Annotated in this window: 21 protein-coding genes; 14 read left to right on the top strand and 7 right to left on the bottom strand. The window is 68.4% G+C overall.

The genetic code is table 11. The annotated features are described in order from the left end of the window. Positions 1 to 33: 33 nt before the first annotated feature. Entirely contained in the window at positions 34 to 741 is a 708-nt protein-coding gene (locus tag BKA15_RS17630; protein WP_246322990.1) for an endonuclease/exonuclease/phosphatase family protein, read from the bottom strand. Positions 742 to 2545: 1804 nt separating this feature from the next. Here BKA15_RS17630 and BKA15_RS37325 point away from each other — a divergent pair. The 4 genes from BKA15_RS37325 (at position 2546) to BKA15_RS17615 (ending at position 6540) form a co-directional block, all read left to right on the top strand. Then, the gene (locus BKA15_RS37325; protein ID WP_376766808.1) at positions 2546 to 3433 is read left to right on the top strand and encodes a phosphotransferase; all 888 of its coding nucleotides are present in this window, start codon (positions 2546 to 2548) and stop codon (positions 3431 to 3433) included. A gap of 611 nt (positions 3434 to 4044) precedes the next feature. Beyond that, entirely contained in the window at positions 4045 to 4998 is a 954-nt protein-coding gene (locus tag BKA15_RS17625; protein WP_179758533.1) for a ParA family protein, read from the top strand. Next, positions 4995 to 5948 (top strand): ParB/RepB/Spo0J family partition protein, encoded by a 954-nt coding sequence (locus BKA15_RS17620; protein ID WP_179752884.1) that lies wholly within the window; start codon positions 4995 to 4997, stop codon positions 5946 to 5948. The genes BKA15_RS17625 and BKA15_RS17620 overlap by 4 nt, the downstream gene beginning before the upstream one ends. 118 nt (positions 5949 to 6066) lie before the next feature. Then, positions 6067 to 6540 (top strand): hypothetical protein, encoded by a 474-nt coding sequence (locus BKA15_RS17615; protein ID WP_179752882.1) that lies wholly within the window; start codon positions 6067 to 6069, stop codon positions 6538 to 6540. A 21-nt stretch (positions 6541 to 6561) separates the two neighbouring features. Here BKA15_RS17615 and BKA15_RS17610 read toward each other — a convergent pair whose 3' ends face one another. From BKA15_RS17610 to BKA15_RS17595, 4 genes are read right to left on the bottom strand one after another with little or no spacing between them, the layout of a single operon-like run. Then, positions 6562 to 6942 carry a DUF3817 domain-containing protein gene (locus tag BKA15_RS17610; RefSeq protein ID WP_179752880.1) on the bottom strand — a complete coding sequence of 127 codons (381 nt, stop codon included), beginning with the start codon at positions 6940 to 6942 and terminating at the stop codon, positions 6562 to 6564. Positions 6943 to 6944: 2 nt separating this feature from the next. After that, positions 6945 to 7697: an SURF1 family protein gene (locus BKA15_RS17605; protein ID WP_179752878.1), complete on the bottom strand. Its 753-nt coding sequence runs from the start codon at positions 7695 to 7697 to the stop codon at positions 6945 to 6947. Then, positions 7694 to 8650, bottom strand: coding sequence for a D-alanine--D-alanine ligase family protein (locus BKA15_RS17600; protein WP_312879094.1), 957 nt, complete (start codon positions 8648 to 8650; stop codon positions 7694 to 7696). Before BKA15_RS17600 ends, BKA15_RS17605 begins: the two co-directional genes overlap by 4 nt. Before the next feature lie 46 nt (positions 8651 to 8696). Continuing rightward, positions 8697 to 10049, bottom strand: a complete 1353-nt coding sequence (locus BKA15_RS17595) for an aminotransferase-like domain-containing protein (RefSeq protein ID WP_179752876.1) — start codon at positions 10047 to 10049, stop codon at positions 8697 to 8699. A 66-nt stretch (positions 10050 to 10115) separates the two neighbouring features. On the opposite strand from BKA15_RS17595, the gene BKA15_RS17590 reads away from it, so the two are divergent. The 8 genes from BKA15_RS17590 to BKA15_RS17555 all read left to right on the top strand — a co-directional run bounded on the left by BKA15_RS17590 (position 10116) and on the right by BKA15_RS17555 (position 16231). Continuing rightward, positions 10116 to 10286 (top strand): hypothetical protein, encoded by a 171-nt coding sequence (locus BKA15_RS17590; protein WP_179752874.1) that lies wholly within the window; start codon positions 10116 to 10118, stop codon positions 10284 to 10286. Continuing rightward, positions 10286 to 10927 (top strand): GNAT family N-acetyltransferase, encoded by a 642-nt coding sequence (locus BKA15_RS17585; protein WP_179752872.1) that lies wholly within the window; start codon positions 10286 to 10288, stop codon positions 10925 to 10927. Before BKA15_RS17590 ends, BKA15_RS17585 begins: the two co-directional genes overlap by 1 nt. Positions 10928 to 10940: 13 nt before the next feature. Then, entirely contained in the window at positions 10941 to 12077 is a 1137-nt protein-coding gene (locus BKA15_RS17580; protein WP_179752871.1) for a Gfo/Idh/MocA family protein, read from the top strand. Positions 12078 to 12226: 149 nt separating this feature from the next. Beyond that, positions 12227 to 13648 (top strand): extracellular solute-binding protein, encoded by a 1422-nt coding sequence (locus BKA15_RS17575; protein ID WP_179752869.1) that lies wholly within the window; start codon positions 12227 to 12229, stop codon positions 13646 to 13648. A 6-nt stretch (positions 13649 to 13654) separates the two neighbouring features. Continuing rightward, positions 13655 to 14587 carry a carbohydrate ABC transporter permease gene (locus tag BKA15_RS17570; RefSeq protein ID WP_179752867.1) on the top strand — a complete coding sequence of 311 codons (933 nt, stop codon included), beginning with the start codon at positions 13655 to 13657 and terminating at the stop codon, positions 14585 to 14587. 2 nt (positions 14588 to 14589) lie between these two features. Next, positions 14590 to 15513, top strand: coding sequence for a carbohydrate ABC transporter permease (locus BKA15_RS17565; RefSeq protein WP_179752865.1), 924 nt, complete (start codon positions 14590 to 14592; stop codon positions 15511 to 15513). Between the two features lie 32 nt (positions 15514 to 15545). Then, positions 15546 to 15818 carry a type II toxin-antitoxin system VapB family antitoxin gene (locus BKA15_RS17560; RefSeq protein WP_179752864.1) on the top strand — a complete coding sequence of 91 codons (273 nt, stop codon included), beginning with the start codon at positions 15546 to 15548 and terminating at the stop codon, positions 15816 to 15818. Then, entirely contained in the window at positions 15815 to 16231 is a 417-nt protein-coding gene (locus BKA15_RS17555) for a type II toxin-antitoxin system VapC family toxin (protein ID WP_218871427.1), read from the top strand. The genes BKA15_RS17560 and BKA15_RS17555 overlap by 4 nt, the downstream gene beginning before the upstream one ends. A gap of 88 nt (positions 16232 to 16319) precedes the next feature. Here the strand turns inward: BKA15_RS17555 and BKA15_RS17550 are convergent, their stop codons facing one another. Next, entirely contained in the window at positions 16320 to 17258 is a 939-nt protein-coding gene (locus tag BKA15_RS17550; RefSeq protein ID WP_179752863.1) for a hypothetical protein, read from the bottom strand. Between the two features lie 323 nt (positions 17259 to 17581). Between BKA15_RS17550 and BKA15_RS17545 the strand changes: the two genes are divergently transcribed. Beyond that, positions 17582 to 18859, top strand: coding sequence for an alpha-L-fucosidase (locus tag BKA15_RS17545; RefSeq protein ID WP_179752861.1), 1278 nt, complete (start codon positions 17582 to 17584; stop codon positions 18857 to 18859). 106 nt (positions 18860 to 18965) lie between these two features. Continuing rightward, positions 18966 to 20213, top strand: coding sequence for a GNAT family N-acetyltransferase (locus BKA15_RS17540; RefSeq protein WP_179752860.1), 1248 nt, complete (start codon positions 18966 to 18968; stop codon positions 20211 to 20213). 57 nt (positions 20214 to 20270) lie between these two features. Here the strand turns inward: BKA15_RS17540 and BKA15_RS17535 are convergent, their stop codons facing one another. Beyond that, positions 20271 to 21692 (bottom strand): glycoside hydrolase family protein, encoded by a 1422-nt coding sequence (locus BKA15_RS17535; RefSeq protein WP_179752859.1) that lies wholly within the window; start codon positions 21690 to 21692, stop codon positions 20271 to 20273. Positions 21693 to 21779 lie beyond the last annotated feature (87 nt).

Raw genomic sequence — 21779 nt, 5'->3', positions numbered from 1 at the left:
ACTGATCAGCTGCCACCGCGGACCCGGCGGTCGTCACTCGAGGGCCGTGGCGGTGGCCACGACCCCGAGATGGTCCGATGGATAGAACCCGTCCTGGTCGGGTCGATCACCGATCCGCCGCGTGGACACGGGTCGGAGGTCTGGGCTCAAGAACACGTAGTCCAGCCGCACGGCCGGGTCGTGGCTGGGCATCGTGGGTCCGGGGTGGCCTGGGTGGACGGCCGCCCAGGCATCGACAAGTTGACGCTCGCCCTGGCCGAGGAGCGCGAGCTCAGGCTTCTCCGGAGCGACGGTGTTCAGGTCACCGACGACGACCAGACGCTCGTAGGGCAGACCGGAGAGGTAGGCAATCAGCGCCTGTGCCGCGTCGATGCGTGCCGACGCCGATCGGGGCGTCCAGTGAGCCACCAGGAAGTTCGTGTCCCCGCCGGGTGCCGCGATGACCGCATGCAGGATGCTGGCTGATCCGTAACCGGCGACGGCCTCGTCCCGGGCGACACCGACAGTGAGCGGAACCACCGTGGACGACCTGATTCGGTGTGGGGTCAGTAGCGCGAGTTGGCCGTCGGGCGTTCTGGCGAGGTTCACGCCCAGTGCGTCGGCCAGCGTCTCCACGACCGGATCCTCACCTCGGCTCTCATCCGAGATCTCCTGCAAACCGACCAGGTCAAATTCGGCCCGCCGTAGAGTGTCCACGATCAAGGGGAGGCGTCGGCTCCAGACGCCGGTCGGCGGACGCATCGTGACCGCGGCACTTCCAGGTACGGCACCGCGGACAGTGTTCCGCTCGGCGGCGTAGCGCCAGGGTTCCCCGGTACGCCAGAGGTTGAAGGTTCCGATGGTCAGGCGCATGGCTTCCTTCTTCGTGGGTGCGGGTTGGTGCGCGACGAGGCGTGACGGACCGAGCTCGGCCGAGCGTCTTCACTGTTCTAGCGGATCTAGGAAGCCGCCAGGGCATCGGATGGCAGTGGTAGGGCGAGGATTGAGTGATCGCAGTTGCCGCCGGCCATGTGCTCGCGTGCCGGGTGGGGACGGCATGACAGGGGCGATGTTCGCCCGGGGAGGGTCTGGTTCAGCGTCGGGCTGTCGGGTGGACCGTCAGGGATCAGTGTGCGAGGTCGGGACGGGCGGCGCGAGTCGTCCAGTTGCGCCGGTAGCTGAGGCGTGAGAGGCGGTCTGGTGCAACTGCGACTGTGTCGCCGGTGGAACTCGGTCATGGAGCTCGTGCCGCACATGGCGGTGAGGGGCTCGCCGCGTCGGGATCCGGTGCCCTGGTGGAGCGGGTCCGTCGGGGTGGGACATGCGGGGATGGGACTCCCGTCCGGCCCTGGCCGGGCGTAGGCAGAGGTGAACTACGGCAGACCTAGCGACCGTCCAGCGGTATCCGCTCTGAGCTACGCCGCCGGCGCGATGATCTTGGACGCCGCCGAGCCGTGGCGGTGTCGGCTCCCGGCCGACTCATTCGAGCAGCGTACGCGGCACGGTCCGGCGCTGCCGGCTCCGCTTGATGGCAGCCTCCTGCTCCGCCGAGACCTCGGCGCCGACCGGGTCGACACTCACGTCGACGCTCGGCGATGGGCGGCGACGACCACGCCTCATCCTCGATCGGTCCCTGGGGCCCGGTGCTCGATTGGTGGTAGGTGCCATCGTGGGCAGGACGGAGCCGTGTGTCCACGGACGCCCGATCGGCGGAGGAGCCAGCGAGACGAGTGGCGATGCCCATTGGTTGCGGTTCAACGGTTGCCTGCCGGTTCCACGTGAAACAGACGGGCATCCAACATGCGAGGTCGGTCCATCCATATCGCGCCGACCTTGGGCGGTCTGCCGAAAGGAGTCGTGCCGATCAGCTGTAACGTTCGTTGGTCCGCCAACGGAGCGTCCCTGGTGAGCGGGCTCGACCACCCAGTGATGCGATCCCGTACCGGTCATGATCGAGTCCACCCAATGGCCGGTCGCAGCGAACTGCAGGCCGATCGATGTGGACGGCGATCTCCGCCGTCCGTCGGACGGACCGGGCGACGGGCACTCGGCCGCTCGCTTCTCTTGCCCTGCCGCACCGGTTCCGGCGCTGGCGTCCCGTGGTCGTGATCGGGACGGGCTGACGTTGGTGCGGCGTTGCCGTCGTCGGTGTGGTCCGTCGCCCGGGCGGGGAGGAGTCGGGCCCGGCGCCGACGTGACGATCCGATCGACCACCGGGCCCGGGCAGTCATGGACGATGCGCGCCGTACCGCGGCTCCGGCGTGCCGCACCGACTGCGACCCACCGTCATCCTCGATCACGACGCTGCGGGCGGCGTGAGGTGGACGGAGTCGACGGGCAGGACGCCGACCTACGGACGCGTGGCCCGAGATCAACGCCGGCAAGGGCCGGCCGGACGGTTCGTGGCTGCCCACGATGGACCGGATGTCCGTCCTGACGTTGGAGGCTCGCGGTTCAGCCTCTGCTGGCGGCCGTGATCGTTCCATTGCGGGGCGGCCGGGTCTTGTCGCCGAGCGAGCTCAATCCCGGAGGTGTGGGCATCGGGGGTCGTGGCGGGCGACGCACCATGGGGGAGACGGCGCGGCCCGCGGCCCGCTGCCTGGGCGTCGCCGGCGGTGCGGGATTCCTGTGGCTGTGTTCGCGGCAGACTCGACAGCGGCACGCATGGGAGGCTGCCTACATGAATCGAAGTCCGCTGAACGACTTGGTGCGACGGGCTGGTGAGGTCGTCGGGCGCGAGCTCAAGCTGACGGGTGAGTTGCTTGGCGGGGGGCATGCAGTAGCCGTGGGTGCTCGGGACGCCGAAGGGAACGAGTACGTGGTCCGTCACTTTCCGGTGGGTGATCGGGCGGTCGTCGAGGAAGTGCGGGTGATGGAACGCCTGGCCTCGTTGGGGCCTCTCGCGCCGCGGTTGGTCGGTCACTCGGTCGGCGATGCTGCCGGGTCCATCATCGCGACGAGCAAGCTGGCTGGTGGACACCCCGTCAAGGAACTGTCGCTTTCTGGGATCGGCACCGAGATGGCACGCGTGCCCGCGCGCATTCATGCGATCGACGGGCGCGGTCTTCGCCCGGTGATGACGGGGCCGCCGTCCGGCGACGGGCCGGCGGCTGCAGCAGCTCGGGACCGGGAGAGTCGTTGGACCGGACCGGAAGGGTCATGGTGCACTACGACTTCTGTGCGGGAATGCCCTGTGGCTCGGGAGCTCGCTATCCGGGGTGGTCGATTGGTCGGGCGCTCTCTGCGGACCTCGGGGGTCGATGTCGCGTGGTGTCGCCAGGACCTTGTTCTCCTTGGCTCGACGGAGGCGGCGGATCACTTCCTTCGAAAGTACGAGGAGGCAGCCGAGGGTGGAGATCGAGAACGTTGCGGCGTGGGATCTCGAGGCTGCTGGGCACGCGTAGGACGTGGTGGAGACGTGGGCGGTGAACTATGCCGGAATCGGCCGCCCTGAGATCACAGGAAGGGTCCTGCGCGAGCGGCTCAGTGCCTGGATTGCCGCGCTGTTGGCCTGATCTGTGAGACGCCTATCCGTGGCGCGGTGTGGATGGCCGAGTTGTGGGTGGGCGTCCAGTAACGTTGCCCTGTCGGTAGGGGAGGACGAACGTGCAGGGAACTGGGATGGTGGCATTGCGGCGGGGGATTCGTCCGGCCGCCCCGGGGGGACTGGGATGGCCAGGCGTCGCGCACGACGCCAAGTCACTTGGTTGGCCGACTGTTTCACGGGAAACATCGACCTCGGGATCCGTACCTCCCACCAACGGAGCGACGCGTGACGAGTTGCCCACGACCCCGGTCGGCGCAGCACCTGCCACAGGCGATCCCAAGATCGTCGTCTCCGCACCGGTTGTCGTCCCGCCCGATCAGTTTGCGGAGAAGGCCGACACGACTGACGCGCTGGCCGAGCCGGCTCACGCAACGCCCGACCCCGCCCCTGCGACGCCGGAGGTACCCAGTGTGGTCGAGCAGGTCGCGGTGACCGAACCGCTCACGGACCCAGTGGTCGCACCGGACAACGAAGCATCGGGCCAGGCGGACATCGCCACCCTCGCGCCGCCCGACGGGATGGCCGCAACCGTCGCGGATGTCCCGGTCCAGCACGAGGTCACGCACCCCGTACCAGCGGAGGCGTCGACGGACGATCTGGAGCCTCCGACGCCGGAGGCTCAGGCCGAGCCGGAGGCGGAGTCTGCTCCGGCACGACCGCTGATCGAACCGCTGCCGGCGCCACCGGACACGCGGATCATGGTGGTCGCCAACCAGAAGGGTGGCGTCGGCAAGACGACGACGACGGTGAACATCGCCGCAGCCCTTGCCATGGGTGGACTCTCCGTTCTGGTCATCGACCTCGATCCGCAGGGAAACGCGTCGACCGCCCTCGGGGTGGAGCACAGCACCGGCACCCGCGGAACGTACGAGGTCCTGCTCGACGGCGACGCGATCGAGGACCTCGTCGTCGTCTCCCAGGAAGCGCCGAATCTGCGGGTCCTGCCGGCGACCGTCGATCTGGCCGCCGCCGAGGTCGAGCTGGTGTCCGTCGTGGCCCGGGAAGGTCGGCTGAACAAGGCGCTCCGCACCTACCTCAAGGATCACCCGGCCGACTACGTCTTCTTCGACTGCCCGCCGTCGCTCGGCCTGCTCACCCTGAACGCGCTGGTCGCGGCGAACGAGATCCTCATCCCGATCCAGTGCGAGTACTACGCGCTCGAGGGAGTCTCGCAGTTGATGCAGACGATCAACCTCGTGAAGGGTGAGCTGAACGACGAGCTCGACCTCTCGACGGTGCTGCTGACCATGTTCGACGCCCGGACCAAGCTCGCCGCTCAAGTCGTCGACGAGGTACGGGCTCACTTCACCGAGCAGACGCTGCCGATGGTGATTCCGCGTTCGGTGCGTATCTCCGAGGCGCCCAGTTACGGGCAGACCGTCCTGACCTATCAGCCGGAGTCGACCGGCGCCGAGTCGTACCTTGCGGCAGCGCGAGAGATCGCCCGCCGCGGAGCAAAGGAGAATTCATGAGCGTCGGCGCCGAGCGTCGTGGACTGGGACGCGGACTGGGCGAACTCTTCCAGCGCACCGAGCCCCGGGAGACTCCCGAATCGCCGGAGCCGGCGCCCGCACACCCGGTCCCGGAGGGTTCCTACTTCGCCGAGATCGACGCGAACGCCGTCACTCCGAACCCGAGGCAGCCGCGCACCGTCTTCGATGAGGACGCGATGGCCGAGCTGGTCGCCTCCATCCAGGAGGTCGGCCTGCTGCAGCCGATCGTCGTCCGGCCGATCGCCGACGGGAAGTTCGAGCTGGTCATGGGGGAGCGCCGGTGGCGTGCCTCGCAGCAGGCGAACCTGGAGAAGATCCCCGCGATCGTGCGGGAGACCAAGGATCACGACCTGCTGCGCGACGCGCTGCTGGAGAACCTGCACCGGTCGCAGCTGAACCCGCTGGAGGAGGCGGCCGCGTACCAGCAGATGCTGGAGGATTTCGGCTGCACCCATGAGGAGTTGTCGCAGCGGATCAAGCGGTCGCGGCCGCAGATCTCCAACACGATCCGCCTGCTCAAGCTGCCGCCGACGGTCCAGCGCCGGGTCGCGGCCGGCGTCCTGAGCGCCGGGCACGCCCGGGCGCTGCTCGCCGTGGAGGACCAGGCGGCGCAGGAGCGGATGGCCCAGCGGGTGGTCGCCGAAGGTCTCTCGGTACGAGCCGTCGAGGAGCTCGTGACCCTCGGTGAGACCGGCGAGGACGAGCCGGTACGCAAGCGCCGATCGAAGCCGTTCGCACCGAAGGTCGCCGAGCTCGCCGACCGGCTGTCGAACCATTTCGAGACGCGGGTCAAGGTGGATCTGGGCAAGACGAAGGGCAAGATCGTGGTCGAGTTCGCCACCGTCGACGACCTGCACCGGATCGTCGCGGCCATGGGCCTGTCCACGCCGACCGCGCCCGGGAACGACCAGAACACCAACGCGAACTGACCACAAACAGATCTACCCCCATACCGATACCGCGACATAGAAATAAGTCGACAAATCGTCCTGGGGAAGTTCTGCGAGAGGCTGGGCAGGATCGCCAGGGGAGGCGGAGAATAGCGTGATGGAGGCCCCCGACAAGCACGTACTCGGTCCAGGTTTGCTCCCGACACCGTTCACGGCGGAGGAGATCCGAGAATCGAGTCGGGCCGGGAAGACGATCCGGCTGCTGGTCGAGGGACCCGACGGCTCGACCTTCGAACGGCTGAACCGCTTCCGCGACGGGGACGACACCGGCGCCACCCTGGACCGGTGGAACGCCGACGCTCCCGACGACGTGTCGACGAGCCGGGTCACCTGGCGGGAACTGCAGGGGCACGCCTCCTTCCCGGCCGATCGCACAGAGGTCCGCAACGAACTGGTCGAGCTCCCGCTCGGCCGCCTGGAATGCGTCCGCTACGACACCAGGCCGACCAGCGACGCCGAGGTGCAGACGTTCTGGTTCGCGCCGGACTATCCGGGAATGCCGGTCCGCTACGAGGTGCCGGACGGCAGCGGGATGATGCGGACCACCGTGCTCAGCGTCGAGACCGGCTGACCGAGGCGCTGAGCAGCACGATCAACGGCCGGGCTCGGCGACCTCGGAGGCTGCGGCACCGGGCTCTGCGGACTGCTCGGCCTTCTCCCGGGCCTCGAGCTTGGCGAGCTTCTCCCGTACGTCCTTGGTGGCCGAGCGTTCCGCGACGAAGGACAGGAACGGCACGGTCCCGGCCAGCGCGATCAAGATCAGCCTCTTCCAGGTCCACTTGGCCCGCCTGCCGAGGTCGAACGCGGTGATCAGCAAGATCATGTAGAGCCACCCGTGCGGCATCCCGGTCCAGTGGACCACGGTCTCGTCGTGCCAGATGTAGCGCATCGGAACCCCGACACACATCAAGATCACCAACAGGACCCCGACCACGTAGGCCATGATCCGATACCGAAGCAACGCACCGCGCATGACTACGACTCTACGTCGTAGTTCTTGTCGCCGTCCGGCCGGGGCCGACCGAGATCGCGGGCGACCTTGATCGCCATCCCGATCGCGAAGGCGGCGAACACCCACCACTGCACCGCGTAGGCACCGTTGCGCAGGCGGCCGGGCGCATCAGGCAGCCGGTACGGTGACGCCGCCAGTCCCTGCCCGGCCGCGTCGGCGGACGTCAGCGTGACGTAACCGTTGACCAGCGAGCCCGGCCACTGCTGCGCCAGCCGCTGCACCCGGATGGCCGTGATCACACCCGGCGCGTCCGGGTCGTTCTCGCCCGAATCCTCGGACGGCAACAGCAGCCCGGACTGGGTCAGCGTGCCGCTCGGCGGGGCCGGCGGCTCAGCCGTACCGGCGGGAAGTGACCCGCGCACCACGGCGACCAGGCTGCCGTCGGTCAGCTCGAAGCCGGTCAGCACCCGTACCTCGGGATCGTCGGACGACCGCACCACCAGCTGCAGGTCCGGCCGGTAGTGACCGGTGAACGTCACCGTCCGGCCATAGCCGTCCGTCACCGTGGCGCCGACCGGCGCCACCTCTGTGAGGGGCCGAGCGGGCTCGGCGGCACGGTGCGCGGCCGCCTCGAGTCCCTGCGACTGGTAGACCTGCGCCTGCCAGACACCGAGGACGCCCATGGCGGCGGCGAGCGCCAGGCCGAGCAGGATGATCCCGGCGCGTTGCACCGGCAGCAGGCGGGATCGGCCGGTGACGTCGGACACGACCGTCATCCACGACCCCGCCGGGCGGCCGCCCGGGCCAGGTCGGCGCAGGTCTCGCCGATGCCCCAGCCGGCGGCCTCGATCGCCAGCGGCACAGAGGACGTCTCGGTCATCCCGGGCGCGACGCTGACCTCGAGGAACACCGGCACGCCGTCCGGGCGGACGATGAGATCGGTCCGGGAAAGGTCGGCCAGGCCGAGCAGGCGGTGCACGGTGAGCGCAACCTCCGAGCAGCGCTGGGACACCGGGTCGGGCAGGTCGGCGGGGCAGAGGAAGCGGGTCGCGCCGGCCGTGTACCGGGCTGCGTAGTCGTAGATCCCGGAGTCGGGCCGGATCTCGACCGCCGGCAGCGCCACCGGGCCGTCGCCGCGGTCGATCACGGTCACCGCCACCTCGGTGCCGGCGATGAACGTCTCCACCACCGCAACCGACCCGTAGGCGAAGGCCGCGACCATTGCCGCCGGCAACTCGTCCGGGGTGGCGACCTTGGTGCAGCCCAGCGCCGAGCCGCTGCGCGACGGCTTGATCATCATCGGGAACCCGATCCGCTTCGCCAGCGCGGACACCAGGGCCTGGGCGCCGAGCTCGCGGAAGATCTCGTGCGGCAACGCCACCTGCTCCGGTGTGGCCAGGCCCGCGTCGGCGACCACGGTCGTCGCGATCGACTTGTCGAAGGCGACCCGGCAGGCGGCACCGTCGGATCCGACGAACGGTACGTCGAGCAGCCGGAACACCTCGCGCAACGCACCGTCCTCGCCGGTTTCGCCGTGCAGCAAGGGAAACACGACCGCACCGGGCAGCCCGTCGAGCCGCTCCACCAGCCCCGAGTCGACGTCGGACTCGATCACCTCGAGCCCCTCGTCGCGCAGGGCCTCGGCGACCTGCCGGCCCGAGCGCAGCGACACCTCCCGCTCGTGCGAGAGGCCACCCGCCAGCACCACGACGGTCCCGACGTCGGTCACCCGATCCCTCCGTTCATGATCATTTCCCATGATCAACAATCCATGATCAACTCTGGTTCGGCCGCGGTGCCTGGTACGGCAGCGCGGGCCCGGCCGGGTCCGCCGGCCCGACCGTGCCGAAGGTCTCGTGCAGGGCCGCCTCCCGGTTGAGCACCTCGCCCAACCGCCGGGTGCCCTCGATGATCCGCTCCGGTGTCGGATAACAGTACGACAGCCGCATGAAACGGCTCCCGAAACCGTCGGTGTAGAACGCGGTCCCGGGCACGTAGGCGACCCGTGCGGTGACGGCCCGGGGGAGCATCGCCTGCGCGTCGAGCCCGGCCGGTAGCCCGACCCAGACGAAGAAGCCGCCGGCCGGCGTGTTCCACGTGCAACCGGCGGGCAGGTGATCGGCGAGCCCGGCGATCATGGCGTCCCGGCGCTCCCGGTACATCTCCCGGAACACCTTGATCTGCCCGCGCCAGTCATGATCACGAAGGTAGGCGGCCACCGCGAACTGGGAGAACACCGGCGGGCAGAGCGTCGCCGATTCCTGGGCCAGCACGAGCTTCTCGCGTACGGCGTGCGGGGCGAGCACCCAGCCGATCCGGAAGCCCGGCGCGAACGTCTTGGAGAACGTGCCGAGATAGATCACCAGCTCCGAGTCCAGCGACCGCAGCGTCGGCAGCGGTTCATGATCGAATCCGAGCAGTCCGTACGGATTGTCCTCGATCAGCAGCAGGTCGGCCTCGCGGGCGATGGCCAGGATCTCCCGGCGGCGCTGCTCGGACTGGGTGACGCCGGCGGGATTGTGGAAACTCGGGATCGTGTAGAGGAACTTGACCCGCTTCCCCTGCTGGCGCAGGACTTCCAGGGCTTCCCGGAGTGCCTGCGGCGACAGGCCTTCGGCGTCCATGCCGACGTGCCGTACCTCGCACTGGTAGGCCCGGAACACGCCCAGTGCACCGACGTAGGACGGCGCCTCGCAGAGCACCACATCGCCCGGGTCGCAGAACAGCCGGGTGACCAGGTCCAGGCCCTGCTGCGAGCCGACGGTCACGGTCACGTCGTCCGGATGGGCGGCGATCCCCTCCAGGCCCATCACCTCGCAGATCGCCTCCCGCAGCATCGGCTCGCCCTGCCCGCTGCCGTACTGCATCGCGACCCGGCCGTCGTCGAGGACCAGCCGCTGCAGCGAGCTGCCGACCACGTCCAGCGGCAGGTCGGTGATGTTCGGCATCCCGCCGGCGAGCGAGACGACCTCGGGCCGATTGGCCACGGCGAACAGGGCCCGGATCGCCGAAGCGGTCATCCCGTGGGTACGCACCGCGTACCGGTCGACATAGTTGTCCAGCCGCGTGTCGCGGCGTCGGACCGGAGGCTCTGCGGGCCGGCTCGAAGGTTCGGGGGACGAGGTCACCCCACCAGGGTGCACCACGTCGGCGATCCGCTACAGCCCATCTCGCAACCGCACTAGCATGTGACCATGAACAGGGCGCGGCGATCCTCGGCGCAGCCGACCCCGGCCGGCCCCAGGCTGCGGCGGTGGTTCGGTTGGTTGCTGACCGGTCTCGCGTTCGGGCTGTTGATCGGCTTCGCCGCGGGCCTGACCCGGCCCCGCCCGGCACCAGGCTTCGCCGACCTCGGGTCTCGCTGATGCGGTCCCGCCGGATCCGCCCGCTCACGGCGAGTGACCTGAACCGGCTGCCGCCCAGCTGTCTCGAGGCGATGCCGGGCGTCGACGCCGGTTGGGCCGAGCAGGTCTGTGGCCGCTGGGGCGCCTGCGGCGTGATGACCGTGAACGCCGGCGAGGTGATCGGCTTCCTGCTGCTGGCTCCGCCCGACCTGCTGCCCAAGGGTTCGGTCTTCGCGGTCGGCGCCAGCCGGGACGCCGCGGTCCTGATCACCGGCTGGGTCGCCGAGCCGCATCGCGGTCACGGTGTCGGGAAACAACTCGTCCGGTCCGCGGCCGCGCTCGCGGTGCGCCGGTCGATCCGTGCGCTGGAGGCGTTCGGCTCCGGCGCCGCCGGCAGCAACGGAACCCGCGCCCATGTCCTGCTGCCGGTCGGCTGGCTGACCGCCGTCGGCTTCGAGGTGACCCGGCCGCACCCGATCACGCCGCGGCTGCGGCTGGAACTCCGCGCCACCGCCCGCTGGCGGTTCGAATTGAGTACGGTGCTCGGCCGCCTGTCCGGACTGGTCGCGCGTCCGGCTCCGCCGGAACCGGCCAGCTACGAGCCGACTCGGTTCGAGTCCGACCGGACCGGGGTGCCGACCCAGCAGTCGCACGGCATCTGAGAGAGTACGGGCCATGGCGGAGGGGTTGCCGCGGCTCGCGGTCGTCGGAATTCACGGGTACGGGGCGTCCCATCTTCGGGCGGCCACCGAACGGCTCGACAAGATCGACCTGGTCGGCGTCTGCGACACGAAGCCGGACGACAGTGGCCGGCTCGATCCCAGGGTGCCGGTCTTCACCGACGTGGCCGAGCTGCTCGACCGGACCCGGCCCGAGATCGTCACCATCGCGACACCGATCCACACCCACCTGCCGTTCGCCGAGGCGGCCCTGCGCTCCGGTGCGGACGTGCTGCTGGAGAAGCCGCCGGTCGCCACCCTGGACCAGTTCGACCGGCTGCTCGCGGTCGCCGCCGAGACCGGCCGGGTGGTCCAGATCGGCTTCCAGAGCCTGGGTTCGGCGGCGTTCCCGGCGCTCGACACCATGATCGACTCGGGCCGGCTCGGCGAGCTGGTCGGCATCTCCGGGGTCGGCGTCTGGCTCCGCACCTTCAGCTACTGGCGGCGTTCCGCCTGGGCCGGCCGCCGGGTGATCGACGGTGTGCCGGTGATGGACGGCGTGATCACGAATCCGCTGGCGCATGCGACCTCGGCCGCGCTGCGGCTGGCCCGCGCCCAGCGGGCGGACGACCTGGCCGAGGTCGAGGTGGACCTGTTCCGCGCCAACGCGATCGAGTCGGACGACACCTCGGTGGTCCGGGTCGTGACCAACGACGGGACCCGGGTCACGCTGGGCCTGACCCTCTGCGCGGAGCAGTCGCAGGAGGCGCCGTACGTCGAGGTGGTCGGCACCGAGCAGGCGGCCCGGTTCTTCTACACCCAGGATCTCGTCGAGCTGCGCCCGGCCGCCGACCTGACCGGTGCGCCGGCCGAGACGCTGACGTACGAGCGGACCAGTCTGCTGGACAACCTGCTCGCGCACCGGGCGACCGGCGAGCCGCTGCTCTGTCCGCTGATCGACACCGGCGGCTTCATGCGGGTGGTCGACGCGGTCGCGGCCGGTGAGCCGCGCCCGCTGGCTCCGTCGGCGACCGAACGGGTCGAGGCCGACGGCGAGCAGCGGATGATGATCCCCGGCATCGACGGCTGGGTTCGCCGGGCCGCGTACGAGCACGCGACGTTCACCGCGCTCGGCGCCCCGTTCGCCCGCTGACCCCCGTCGGTCGCTGAAAGGTATCAGCGGACCACCCGGCGAAGGTCCGGAAGCAGGCTATTGACCGCCCGAGAGGCTCTGGCCTAGTGTTTTGAATCCACGATCAAAACGATTCAATCGCGGATCGACGTACGAGGGGGTGCGTGCCGGTGACCGATGCTGCCAACCCGGATCGGGGTTCGACCGAACGACCATCGCTGTCCCGGCGCTCGTTGCTCCGGGCGGGAGGCCTGCTCACCGCCGGCCTCGCCGTCGGCGCGGGCGCCGGCTGCACGGTGGTCAGTTCGGGGCGCGACGCAATGAAGGTCCGTCCGAACAAGGAACCGGCTCCTGGGCGGAAGACGACGATCGAGATCTACAACATCTGGGGATCGACGACGGGCGCCGGCTTGGTCGAGTGTGCCCGGTTGTTCGAGGAGTCGCAGGACGAGATCGCGGTCCGGGTGACCTTCGGTCCGACGCCGGGCGGCGGCAGCACCATCCAGCAGAAGCTGTTCACCGCGATCGCCGGAAACCAGGCGCCCGACATCGGCTTCTGTGACGCGGCGCTGGCGCCGAGTTGGACGAAGCTCCGGTTGATGAAGGATCTGACGCCCTACTTCGAGCGCGATGGCATCCGCTTGGAGGATTTCTTCCCGGTCTGCGCTGCCAGCATGGCCTACCAGGACCGGGTCTGGAGTGTGCAGTGGGACGCCGACGCCAACTTCCCGTTCTTCTGGAACAAGGGACTGTTCGCCGAGTGCGGCCTGGACCCGGAACGCCCGCCGACCACCATCGACGAGATCGATCTGATGGCCGCCGAGATCAACAGGGTCGAGCGAGGGCAGGCAGTCCAGGTCGGCATCTTGCCGTGGAACCAGTACGGCGCCGCGAACTCGATGCTCACCTGGGGATACTCCTTCGGCGGGAAGTTCTGGAACACGGGTACCAACGACGTCACGACGGATGACGAGCCGAACATCCGGGCGCTGGAATGGATGACCAAGTCCGCCCAGGGCGTCGGCGGTGCCCAGGCGGCGGTCAACATCGCTCCGCCGTCGCTGCAGATCCACCCGTTCTCCACCGGCAAGATCGGCATGACCTGCCTGGTGACGCCGAACCTCGTCCAGATCAAGGAGCTCTACCCGGATCTCGACATCGGTGCCACGCTGCTGCCGTATCAACCGCCCGGCGCCAGCCGACCGGGTGAAGGTGCCTGGCTCGGCGGCTGGTCCTGCTTCATCCCGCGGACCGCCCCCCAAGCCGACGCAGCGTGGGAGTTCGTCAAGTGGTTCTCGATCTCCGACGAGGGAACGAAGGCACAGTGGGACAACATCGGCTTTCCGGTCGGCTATGCCAAGGCACCAGTCAACGAGGAGATCGCGGCTGATCCCGACGCGGGTGTCTATCACGAGACGCTGCGCAAGATGGAACACACCCGTCCGCTGGTCACGGTCAGCGAGTTCCACCACCAGCAGATGGAAACCATGGTTCAGGCCGCGGTCTACGGGCAGCTCAGTCCGAAGGAGGCGCTGACCCAGATCAAGAACCTGAGTCTGCGCGAAGCAGCACGATTCGATCGGGTTGGGTGATCATCGATGACGACGATTGACCGTACCGTGCCAGGCCTCGGACGAACGAAGTTCTCCCGTCGCACCAAGAGCAACATCAAATGGGGCCTGTTGTTCTGTTCACCGGCGATCGCCGGCCTGTTGATCTTCACCGCGTACCCGGTGATCAGGACCATTCAGGCGAGCTTCACCTCGGCGACCATGCTGACGCCGGGCCGGTTCCTCGGCTTCGACAACTATGCGGACCTGTTCACCGACGCCATGTTCTGGCGCTCGCTGGGCAACACCGTGTACATCTTGGCCTGGTCGGTGCCCCTGGGAATCGTTGTCGCCATGGGCTTGGCCCTGTTGCTCAATCTCAATGTCCACGGCCGTTCGATCTACCGGGTGCTCTTCTTCGTCCCGAGCATCGTTCCGCTGGTCGCCACCGCGGTCGTCTGGTACTACGTCTTCAGCCCGCAATACGGGATCGTGAACTCGATGCTCGGTCTCGTCGGGATCACCGGGCCGTCCTGGCTGACCGATCCCGCCTGGGCCAAGCCGGCGTTGATCATCATCGCCGTGTGGGGAGTCGGCAACCTGATGGTGATCATGCTCGCCGGGGTCCAGGACGTTCCGGTCGAACTGTACGAGCAGGCGAAGATTGACGGCGCCGGAGTGCTCTCCCGGTTCCGGCATGTGACGCTGCCCTTCATGTCGCCGCACCTGTTGTTCGCACTGGTCACCGGATTGATCGCCGGATTCCAGTACTTCACCGAGGTTTTCGTGATCACCAGCGGTGACGGACGCCCGGCCGGCTCGACCATGGTCGCGGGCCTGTACCTCTATCAGAATCTCTTCGCGTTCTTCAAGGTCGGCTACGCCAGCGCGTTCGCGTTGGTCCTGTTCATACTGTCCGCAACCTGCGCCGTGATCGTCTTCCGGACGGTCGGCCGCAGGGTCTACTACGGGGGGAGCTGATCATGGCCGATACAGCGACCGATGCATCCCTGGTCGGAGGGCCGACCAAAACCCTGGCCGATATCGAACCGCGCAGGATCGTTCAGCGACACCGGCCGCTGGTTCCACGCCTGCTGCTGGGTCTGGCCAAGCACGCGGTACTGATCGGACTTTCGATCATGTTCATCGTGCCGCTGTTCTGGATGGTCACCGGGGCGTTCAAGACCGCGGCCGACATCAATGCGAGCCCGATCGTCTGGTTCCCCGACGAGATCACCTTCGACAACTTCGTTCAGGCGGCCTTGCTGTTCCCGCTGGGGCAGTACTTCTTCAACACCGCGGTCATCTCCGTGCTGTCGGTGATCGGCGCCGTGTTCTCCTCGGCCATGGTCGGGTACGGACTGGCCAGGATCGAGTGGCCCGGTCGGAACGTCCTGTTCGTGATCATCCTGGCGACGATGATGATCCCGTTCTACGTGACGATGTTCCCGGCCTTCGAGATCTTCCGTACCTTCAACCTGACGAACACCTGGGCACCGTTGATCATCCCGCACTGCCTCGGAGTACCCGTCTACATCTTCCTGCTCCGACAGTTCCTCCGCTCGTTGCCGAAGGAACTGTCGGAGAGTGCGCGGATCGACGGCGCGAACGAGTGGCAGATCTTCATCCGGGTGATCCTGCCGTTGATCAAACCGGCGCTGGTGGCCGTCGGGCTGTTCCAGTTCCTCGCCTCCTGGAACGACTTCCTCGGCCCGCTGATCTACCTGACCGACCCGAACCTGTACACGATCTCGCTCGGGCTGAGCTTCTTCAGGGGGGAGTACGCCTCGGAATACGGCCCACTGATGGCGGTCAGCACCCTCGCCATCCTGCCGGTGATCATCCTGTTCTTCATCGCGCAGCGGACGTTCATCCAGGGCATCACGCTGACTGGGGTCAAGGGATAGCAGAACTACACCATCTGAGCTACCCTTACACCATGGCACTGAACATCAAGGACGCCAGGACCGAGGCGCTGGCTGCCGAGCTCGCCCGGCTCACCTCGGACACGAAGACGGGGGCGATCCGCAGCGCGCTCGAGGAGCGACTCGAGCGGGTGCTGCGGGAGCATCAACACGGGGCGCGGGCAGATCGGCTGAGGCGGTTCCTGGTCGATGAGGCCTGGCCGCAGCTTCCCGTCGAGGTCCGCGGTGTGGCGATCACGAAATCCGAGCGGGAGGAACTGCTCGGGATCGGGGCTGAGGGCGTGTGACCTCGTCCTCAGCGATCGTGGTGGACTCGTCGGCCTTGATCGCGGTGCTGACCGCCGAGCCCACCGGCCGGGCGTTGATCGACAGACTGGCTGCCGCGTCGAGGATCCGGATCGGTGCAGCGACCCTGGTCGAGACGGGGATCGTCCTGGTGGCGAGGATCGGGCTGCCCGGAAAGACCTTGTTGGCAAGGTTCGTCGAGGAAGCGGGCGTCGAGGTCGTCCCGATCGACGATCGGCACTGGACCGTTGCCGTCGACGCGTTCGCCCGCTACGGAAAGGGCCGCCATCCGGCCGGGTTGAACTTCGGTGACTGCCTCACCTACGCGGTCGCCCGGCTGGCCGGCGAGCCGCTGCTCTGTCTCGGCGACGACTTTCCACAGACGGATGTTGATCTTGTGGATAGAGACGTTTGATCAAGATCAGAAAAGGATCCCCTGCGCCAGGACGGACCGTGGCGCAGGGGATCTCTGGTGTTACGGAGCCCTTGTCAGTGACGAAGGATCAGAAGGCCTTGCCGGCGTCCTGTCCCTCGCTGACCGCGGCCGCCTTGCGCTCGGCGACCTTGCCCTTCAGCTCGACCAGCCGATCCTCCGGAGCCGCCCGGCGAGCCATCGCCGGGGGCTGCAGGTCGACGAACTGGCCGGACAGCGCACCGCGGACCCGGTTGTCCGAACCGACCGGAGCCGGGTCGTTGCCCTCGCCACCGAGATTTCCGCGGATGATGTTGCCGATCACCGCGACGCCGCCGTTGTTGTTGGCGATGGTGACGTTGCCGCCGAAGTAGTTCACGTCGGAGCAGTCGTCGATCAGGCTGCCGCCGCCGACCTGGACCGTGCCGTTGCCGTCGAACGAGGCCGCGCCGTCGATCTCGCTGCCGCAGACGACCGAGCCGTCGACATTGCCGGTGACGGTCAGACCGCCGGTGAGGGTGGAGTCGATCACGTCGGCGTACACGGTGCCGGCGCCGGACACCGAACCGGCGACGCTGCTGCCGCCGACGTACAGCTCACCGGAGGCGGACTGCACGTTCTTGGTGATCTTGCTGTCCTCGAAGTACACGAACGGGACGATCGTCTCGTCGCTGGGCGGCTGTCCCGCGTAGCCGGCCGACAGCGTGGAGGCACCGAAGGTGACCCCGTAGCCGCCGCGGCTGGTGACCTTGCCGGCCACCGTCGTGTTGTAGGCGTCGAGGTAGCCGTCCTCGACCACCACGACGGCGCCCTTGAAGACGCCGTCGGTGACGACCAGATCTGCCCCGGCCTGGACGGTCACCTTTCCTTCCACCGTGGTGCCCTCGAGGACACAGGACTTGCCGGCCGGGACGACCAGGTCGCCGGGCACGGTCACCGCGCCGCCGGTGCCGATGCAACGGGTGACGAGATCGGCAGAGGCCGTCGTGGTGACGGCTCCGGCCAGTGCGACGCCGGCCAACGAGGCCAACGCAAGAACGGTACGCGCTTTCATGATCGACTTTCCCCCTCAGTGATGAACGACGCAGCTGCGCGCTGTGACAGGGCGACAGTGCTCGATCGAAGTTTCCACAGCCTTGACGCTTGCCATCGGTTGCATGACGTGCGAACGACGGAGCGTCGACTGAAGGTAACCCGGGCCTAAGTGGCCGTCAACAGATCGGCACAACCGTTCCAGTATGGGCGGAGCCGTGTCCGACGAATTCAAATCCAGGCCCGGAACTACTGGCGTATCGAGGCAATCCTTGATTGAATCAGGACCAATCATCAGATGAATTTCGAGGAGCGTAGGCGATGACGCAGGACCACGCATGGTTCACTCACGACCGGTTCGGGATGTTCGTCCACTGGGGGTTGTACGCGCTGCCGGCGCGGCACGAGTGGGTGATGCACCGCGAGCAGACCCAGGTCGCCGACTACGAGCGCTACCTGCGCTACTTCGAGGCCGATCTGTACGACCCGGAGCAGTGGGCGGCGACAGCCAAGGAAGCCGGCATGAAGTACGTCGTGCTGACCACGAAGCACCATGAGGGCTTCTGCCTCTGGGACTCCAAGCTGACCGATTACAAGATCACCAACACTCCGCACGGCAAGGACGCGATCCGGCCCTACGTCGAGGCGCTGCGCGCGGCCGGGCTGAAGGTCGGCTTCTACCACTCGCTGATCGACTGGCATCACCCCGACTACACGATCGACGTGATCAACCCGCGCCGCGAGGACGACGACATCCCGCAGCAGAACGAGGGCCGCGACATGGCCCGCTACCGGGAATACCTGCACGGCCAGGTCCGCGAACTGCTCACCGACTACGGCCAGATCGACTACCTGTTCTTCGACTTCTCCTACCCCGGCCGGGAGCACCCGAACGGCGGCGCGCCGGGCAAGGGCCGCGAGGACTGGGACTCGGAGAAGCTGATGGCGCTCTGCCGGGAGCTGCAGCCGAACATCGTGATCAACGACCGGCTGGACATTCCGGGCGACCTGGTCACGCCGGAGCAGTACCAGCCGAGCGGGCCGATGATGAAGGACGGCAAGCCGGTGGTCTGGGAGGCCTGCCAGACCCTGAACGGGAGCTGGGGCTACGACCGGGACAACGACGATTACAAGTCGCCCGAGTTGTTGATCAAGATGCTGATCGACGGCGTCTCCAAGGGCGGCAACCTGCTGCTCAACGTCGGCCCGACCGGCCGCGGCGAGATCGATCCGCGGGCCCGCGCCTCGCTGGCCGAGATCGGCGACTGGATGGCGTACCACGACAAGTCGATCTACGGGGCGGGTCCGTCCGAGTTCACCGCGCCGGTCGACTGCCGCTACACGCAGCGCGGTGACCGGCTCTACCTGCACCTGTTCTCCTGGCCGCTGAAGCACGTCCACCTGGCCGGGCTCGGCGGACGGGTGGCGTATGCCCAGTTCCTGCACGACGCCTCGGAGATCTTCTTCAAGGAAGCCGATCCGCAGGCGCAGGCGCAGAACACCAGCCGCGGCGCCGAACCCGAGGGCACGGTCACCCTGTCCCTGCCGGTACGGCCGCCGAACGTCGCCGTGCCGGTCGTGGAGATCTTCCTGAAGTAGACCGATCCGGTGTCGGATGCGGTGCCTGTCGCGGGCGCCGCATCCGCCCGACCCGCGCCTGCGGAAATGGCGTGCGGGGGGTTGAATCATCGGGTTGACTGTCGGCATGTCTGCACGTACTGCGCCGCATCGGGCGACCCCGGAACTCCGCACCGTCACCGAGGAGACCCGGGAGGACTATCTCAAGGCCGTCTCGCGGGGGTTCCACGACACGTTCAACGCCGAGGACTGGGGTCCCGGCGTCGAGCAGATCGAGTCGGAGCGGAACTTCGGGTTCACCGTCGACGGGCGGTGGGTGTCCACCACCGGCGCCTGCACCAGGGTGATGACGACGCCGGGCGGCTCCGTTCCGGTGGCGGCGGTGACCGTGGTGACGGTGGCGCCCGGCTATCGGCGGCGCGGACTGCTCACCCAGATGATGCGGCATCAGTTGACCCAGGACGTGATCGCCCGCGGGACCGAACCGCTGGCGCTGCTGTGGGCATCGGAGTCGTTGATCTACGGGCGGTTCGGCTACGGCCGGTCCACCTCCCTGCTGAGCATCTCCGGCGCGACCCGCGAGATGACGTTCCTGCCCGGAGTCGATCTTGGTGGCGGCTCGGTCGACGAGGTGACCAAGGACGAGGCGCTGGCCGTGGCGCCGGGGGTACGGGAGAGCTTCCTGGCCGACCGGCCCGGCGCTCTGAACCGCACCAAGCTCGAATGGGACTCGAACGCGCACGACCCGGAGAACCGCCGTCGTGGCGCCTCGGAACGCCGTTACCTGCTGCACTTCGCGGCCGACGGCACCCCGGACGGCTTCGCCGCGTTCCGCACCAAGTGGACCGATGACGGCGGCGAGGTCATGATCAACGAACTCGACGCCGCCACCCCGCAGGGCTATGCGCGGCTGTGGCGGTTCCTGCTCGACCTGGACCTGATCCGCAAGTTCCGGTTCCGCAGCGTGCCCACCGACGAGCCGCTGCGCCAGCTGGTCGCCGACCAGCGGGCGATCAAGACCGAGCTGCACGACGCCACGTACGCCAGGCTGACGGATCTGCCGCGGGCCCTTGCGGCCCGGAAGTACACCGCCGAGCTCGATGTGGTCCTCGACGTCGCCGACGCGTTCCTGCCGGACCTGGCCGGGCGCTACCGGGTGCAGGCCGGCCCGGAGGGTGCCGAGGTGACCCGGACCGACGCGTCCGCCGACATCAGCCTGACCGTGCGCGACCTCGGCGCGATCTACCTCGGCGGCACCCCGCTGACCGCCCTGCACCGGGCCGGCCTGATCGGCGAACACACCCCGGGCAGCGTTCAGGCCGTGACCACCGCCTTCTCCTGGCCCCGCGCCCCGCACTGCCCGGACGACTTCTGATCACCGTGCCCTGAGCCCAAGCCCCAGGGGGCGTTGTGGTTTTGCCCTTCGACAGCCTCAGGGAACGCTGGGGCGGGTCGTGACGGTGACGGCGGAGACGTCCACCGTGCCTTCGCCGGCGAAGACACCGAGCCGGCCGGTGCGGTGGTCGTAGATCCGGGCACTGAGCACGACGGCGTCGTCGATCACCGCCACCAGCACGGTGTCCTCCATGATCAACTCGATGGTGTGCTCGCCGGGCGGCAGTGGGCAGGGCCGTTCCAGTTCGATCGCGTACGGGACGTCGCCGGACAGCTGCCACTGCTCGTCGCCGGTGCGCGTCCGCGGCCAGCGATCAAGAACCACCCGGTTCCGCCGTGGCTCGAGCCGGAGCCGGTAGCCGGTCTCACCCTCGTCATCGGTGCGCAGCAGCAACCCGCACTCGGTGATCGGCTCCGGCCACGCGAACCGCGCGGTGACCCGGACGGTCGTGGGCAGGTCGACGTCGTCGACGGCGACGGCGAGACCGTCCGGCGCCGCCAGTCGGCGCGGCTCGGCGAGCACGGTCGGCACCTCGTTCGCGAACGTCGCCGTCAACTCCGGCGGCAGGCCGAACGCGAGCGTGCCGTCCGGCCGCTGCCGGGCCTCCAAGATCGACATTGTGCCGGCCCACTGGTACGCGCCGTCGTCGGCATCCCCTTCCCTGGTGGCGATCCAGCCGCAGAAGAAGCGGCGGTCGCCGTCCCCGACCGTCTTCGCGGCGTAGTAGGCGCGGCCGTCGATCGTGTCCGATTCGGGCACCTGCCACGGGCCGTCCGGGTCGCGGGCCATCCGGTACCGGGTGGTGAAGGACTCGGAGAACTCCGAGTAGATGAGATACCACCAGTCGCCGAGCCGGAACACGTCCGGGCACTCCAGGGCGAGGTAGCGGCCGGGGTCCCAGAACGGTTCGGCCGGTTCCCAGGTCTCCAGGTCGCTCGAGGTGAGCTGGGCGATCACCCCGCGCCGCCGATCCGGGCCGACCTTGTGCCGGGCCGAGACCAGCATCCGCCAGGCCTGGTCCGGGCCGGTCCGGAAGACGAACGGATCCCGCCAGTCCGCCGTCTCGTAGCCGGCCGGCGGCCGCACCACGAAGCCCGGCTGCTTGCGCCAGGTGATCAACTCCTGGTCGCCGACCGCGTGCAGCACGACCTGCTCCGGCCGGCCGTCCGGACCGAACCGCCGCGGATGGTGGCCGGTGTAGAACAGATGCGCCGTGTCGCCGTCGATCAGCACGGATCCCGTGTAGGCGTTGAAATCGGGAGCATCCTCGCCGCCGCTGGGCAGCACCACTCCGTGATCATGGAAGTGGACGAAGTCCGTGGTCGAGACCAGCGCCCACGGCATGCCGGTGCCGTCGCGCGCCTCGTACAGGTAGAAGAGCCAGAACCGGCCGCGATGCCGGAACGGGATGACGTCACCGACCCAGGCACCGGTCGGCGCAAAGAACACGTGAGACACAGGGAACACCTCGGACACAACTCCTCCTCGTCGAGCACTTGACACGTGTCAGGTCCTGGGAGACAGTAAAGCATCCGAAGACCTGAC

The organism is Microlunatus parietis (assembly GCF_013407955.1).
Classification (GTDB): domain Bacteria; phylum Actinomycetota; class Actinomycetes; order Propionibacteriales; family Propionibacteriaceae; genus Microlunatus; species Microlunatus parietis.
This window is presented reverse-complemented; position numbering and strand designations above follow the sequence as displayed.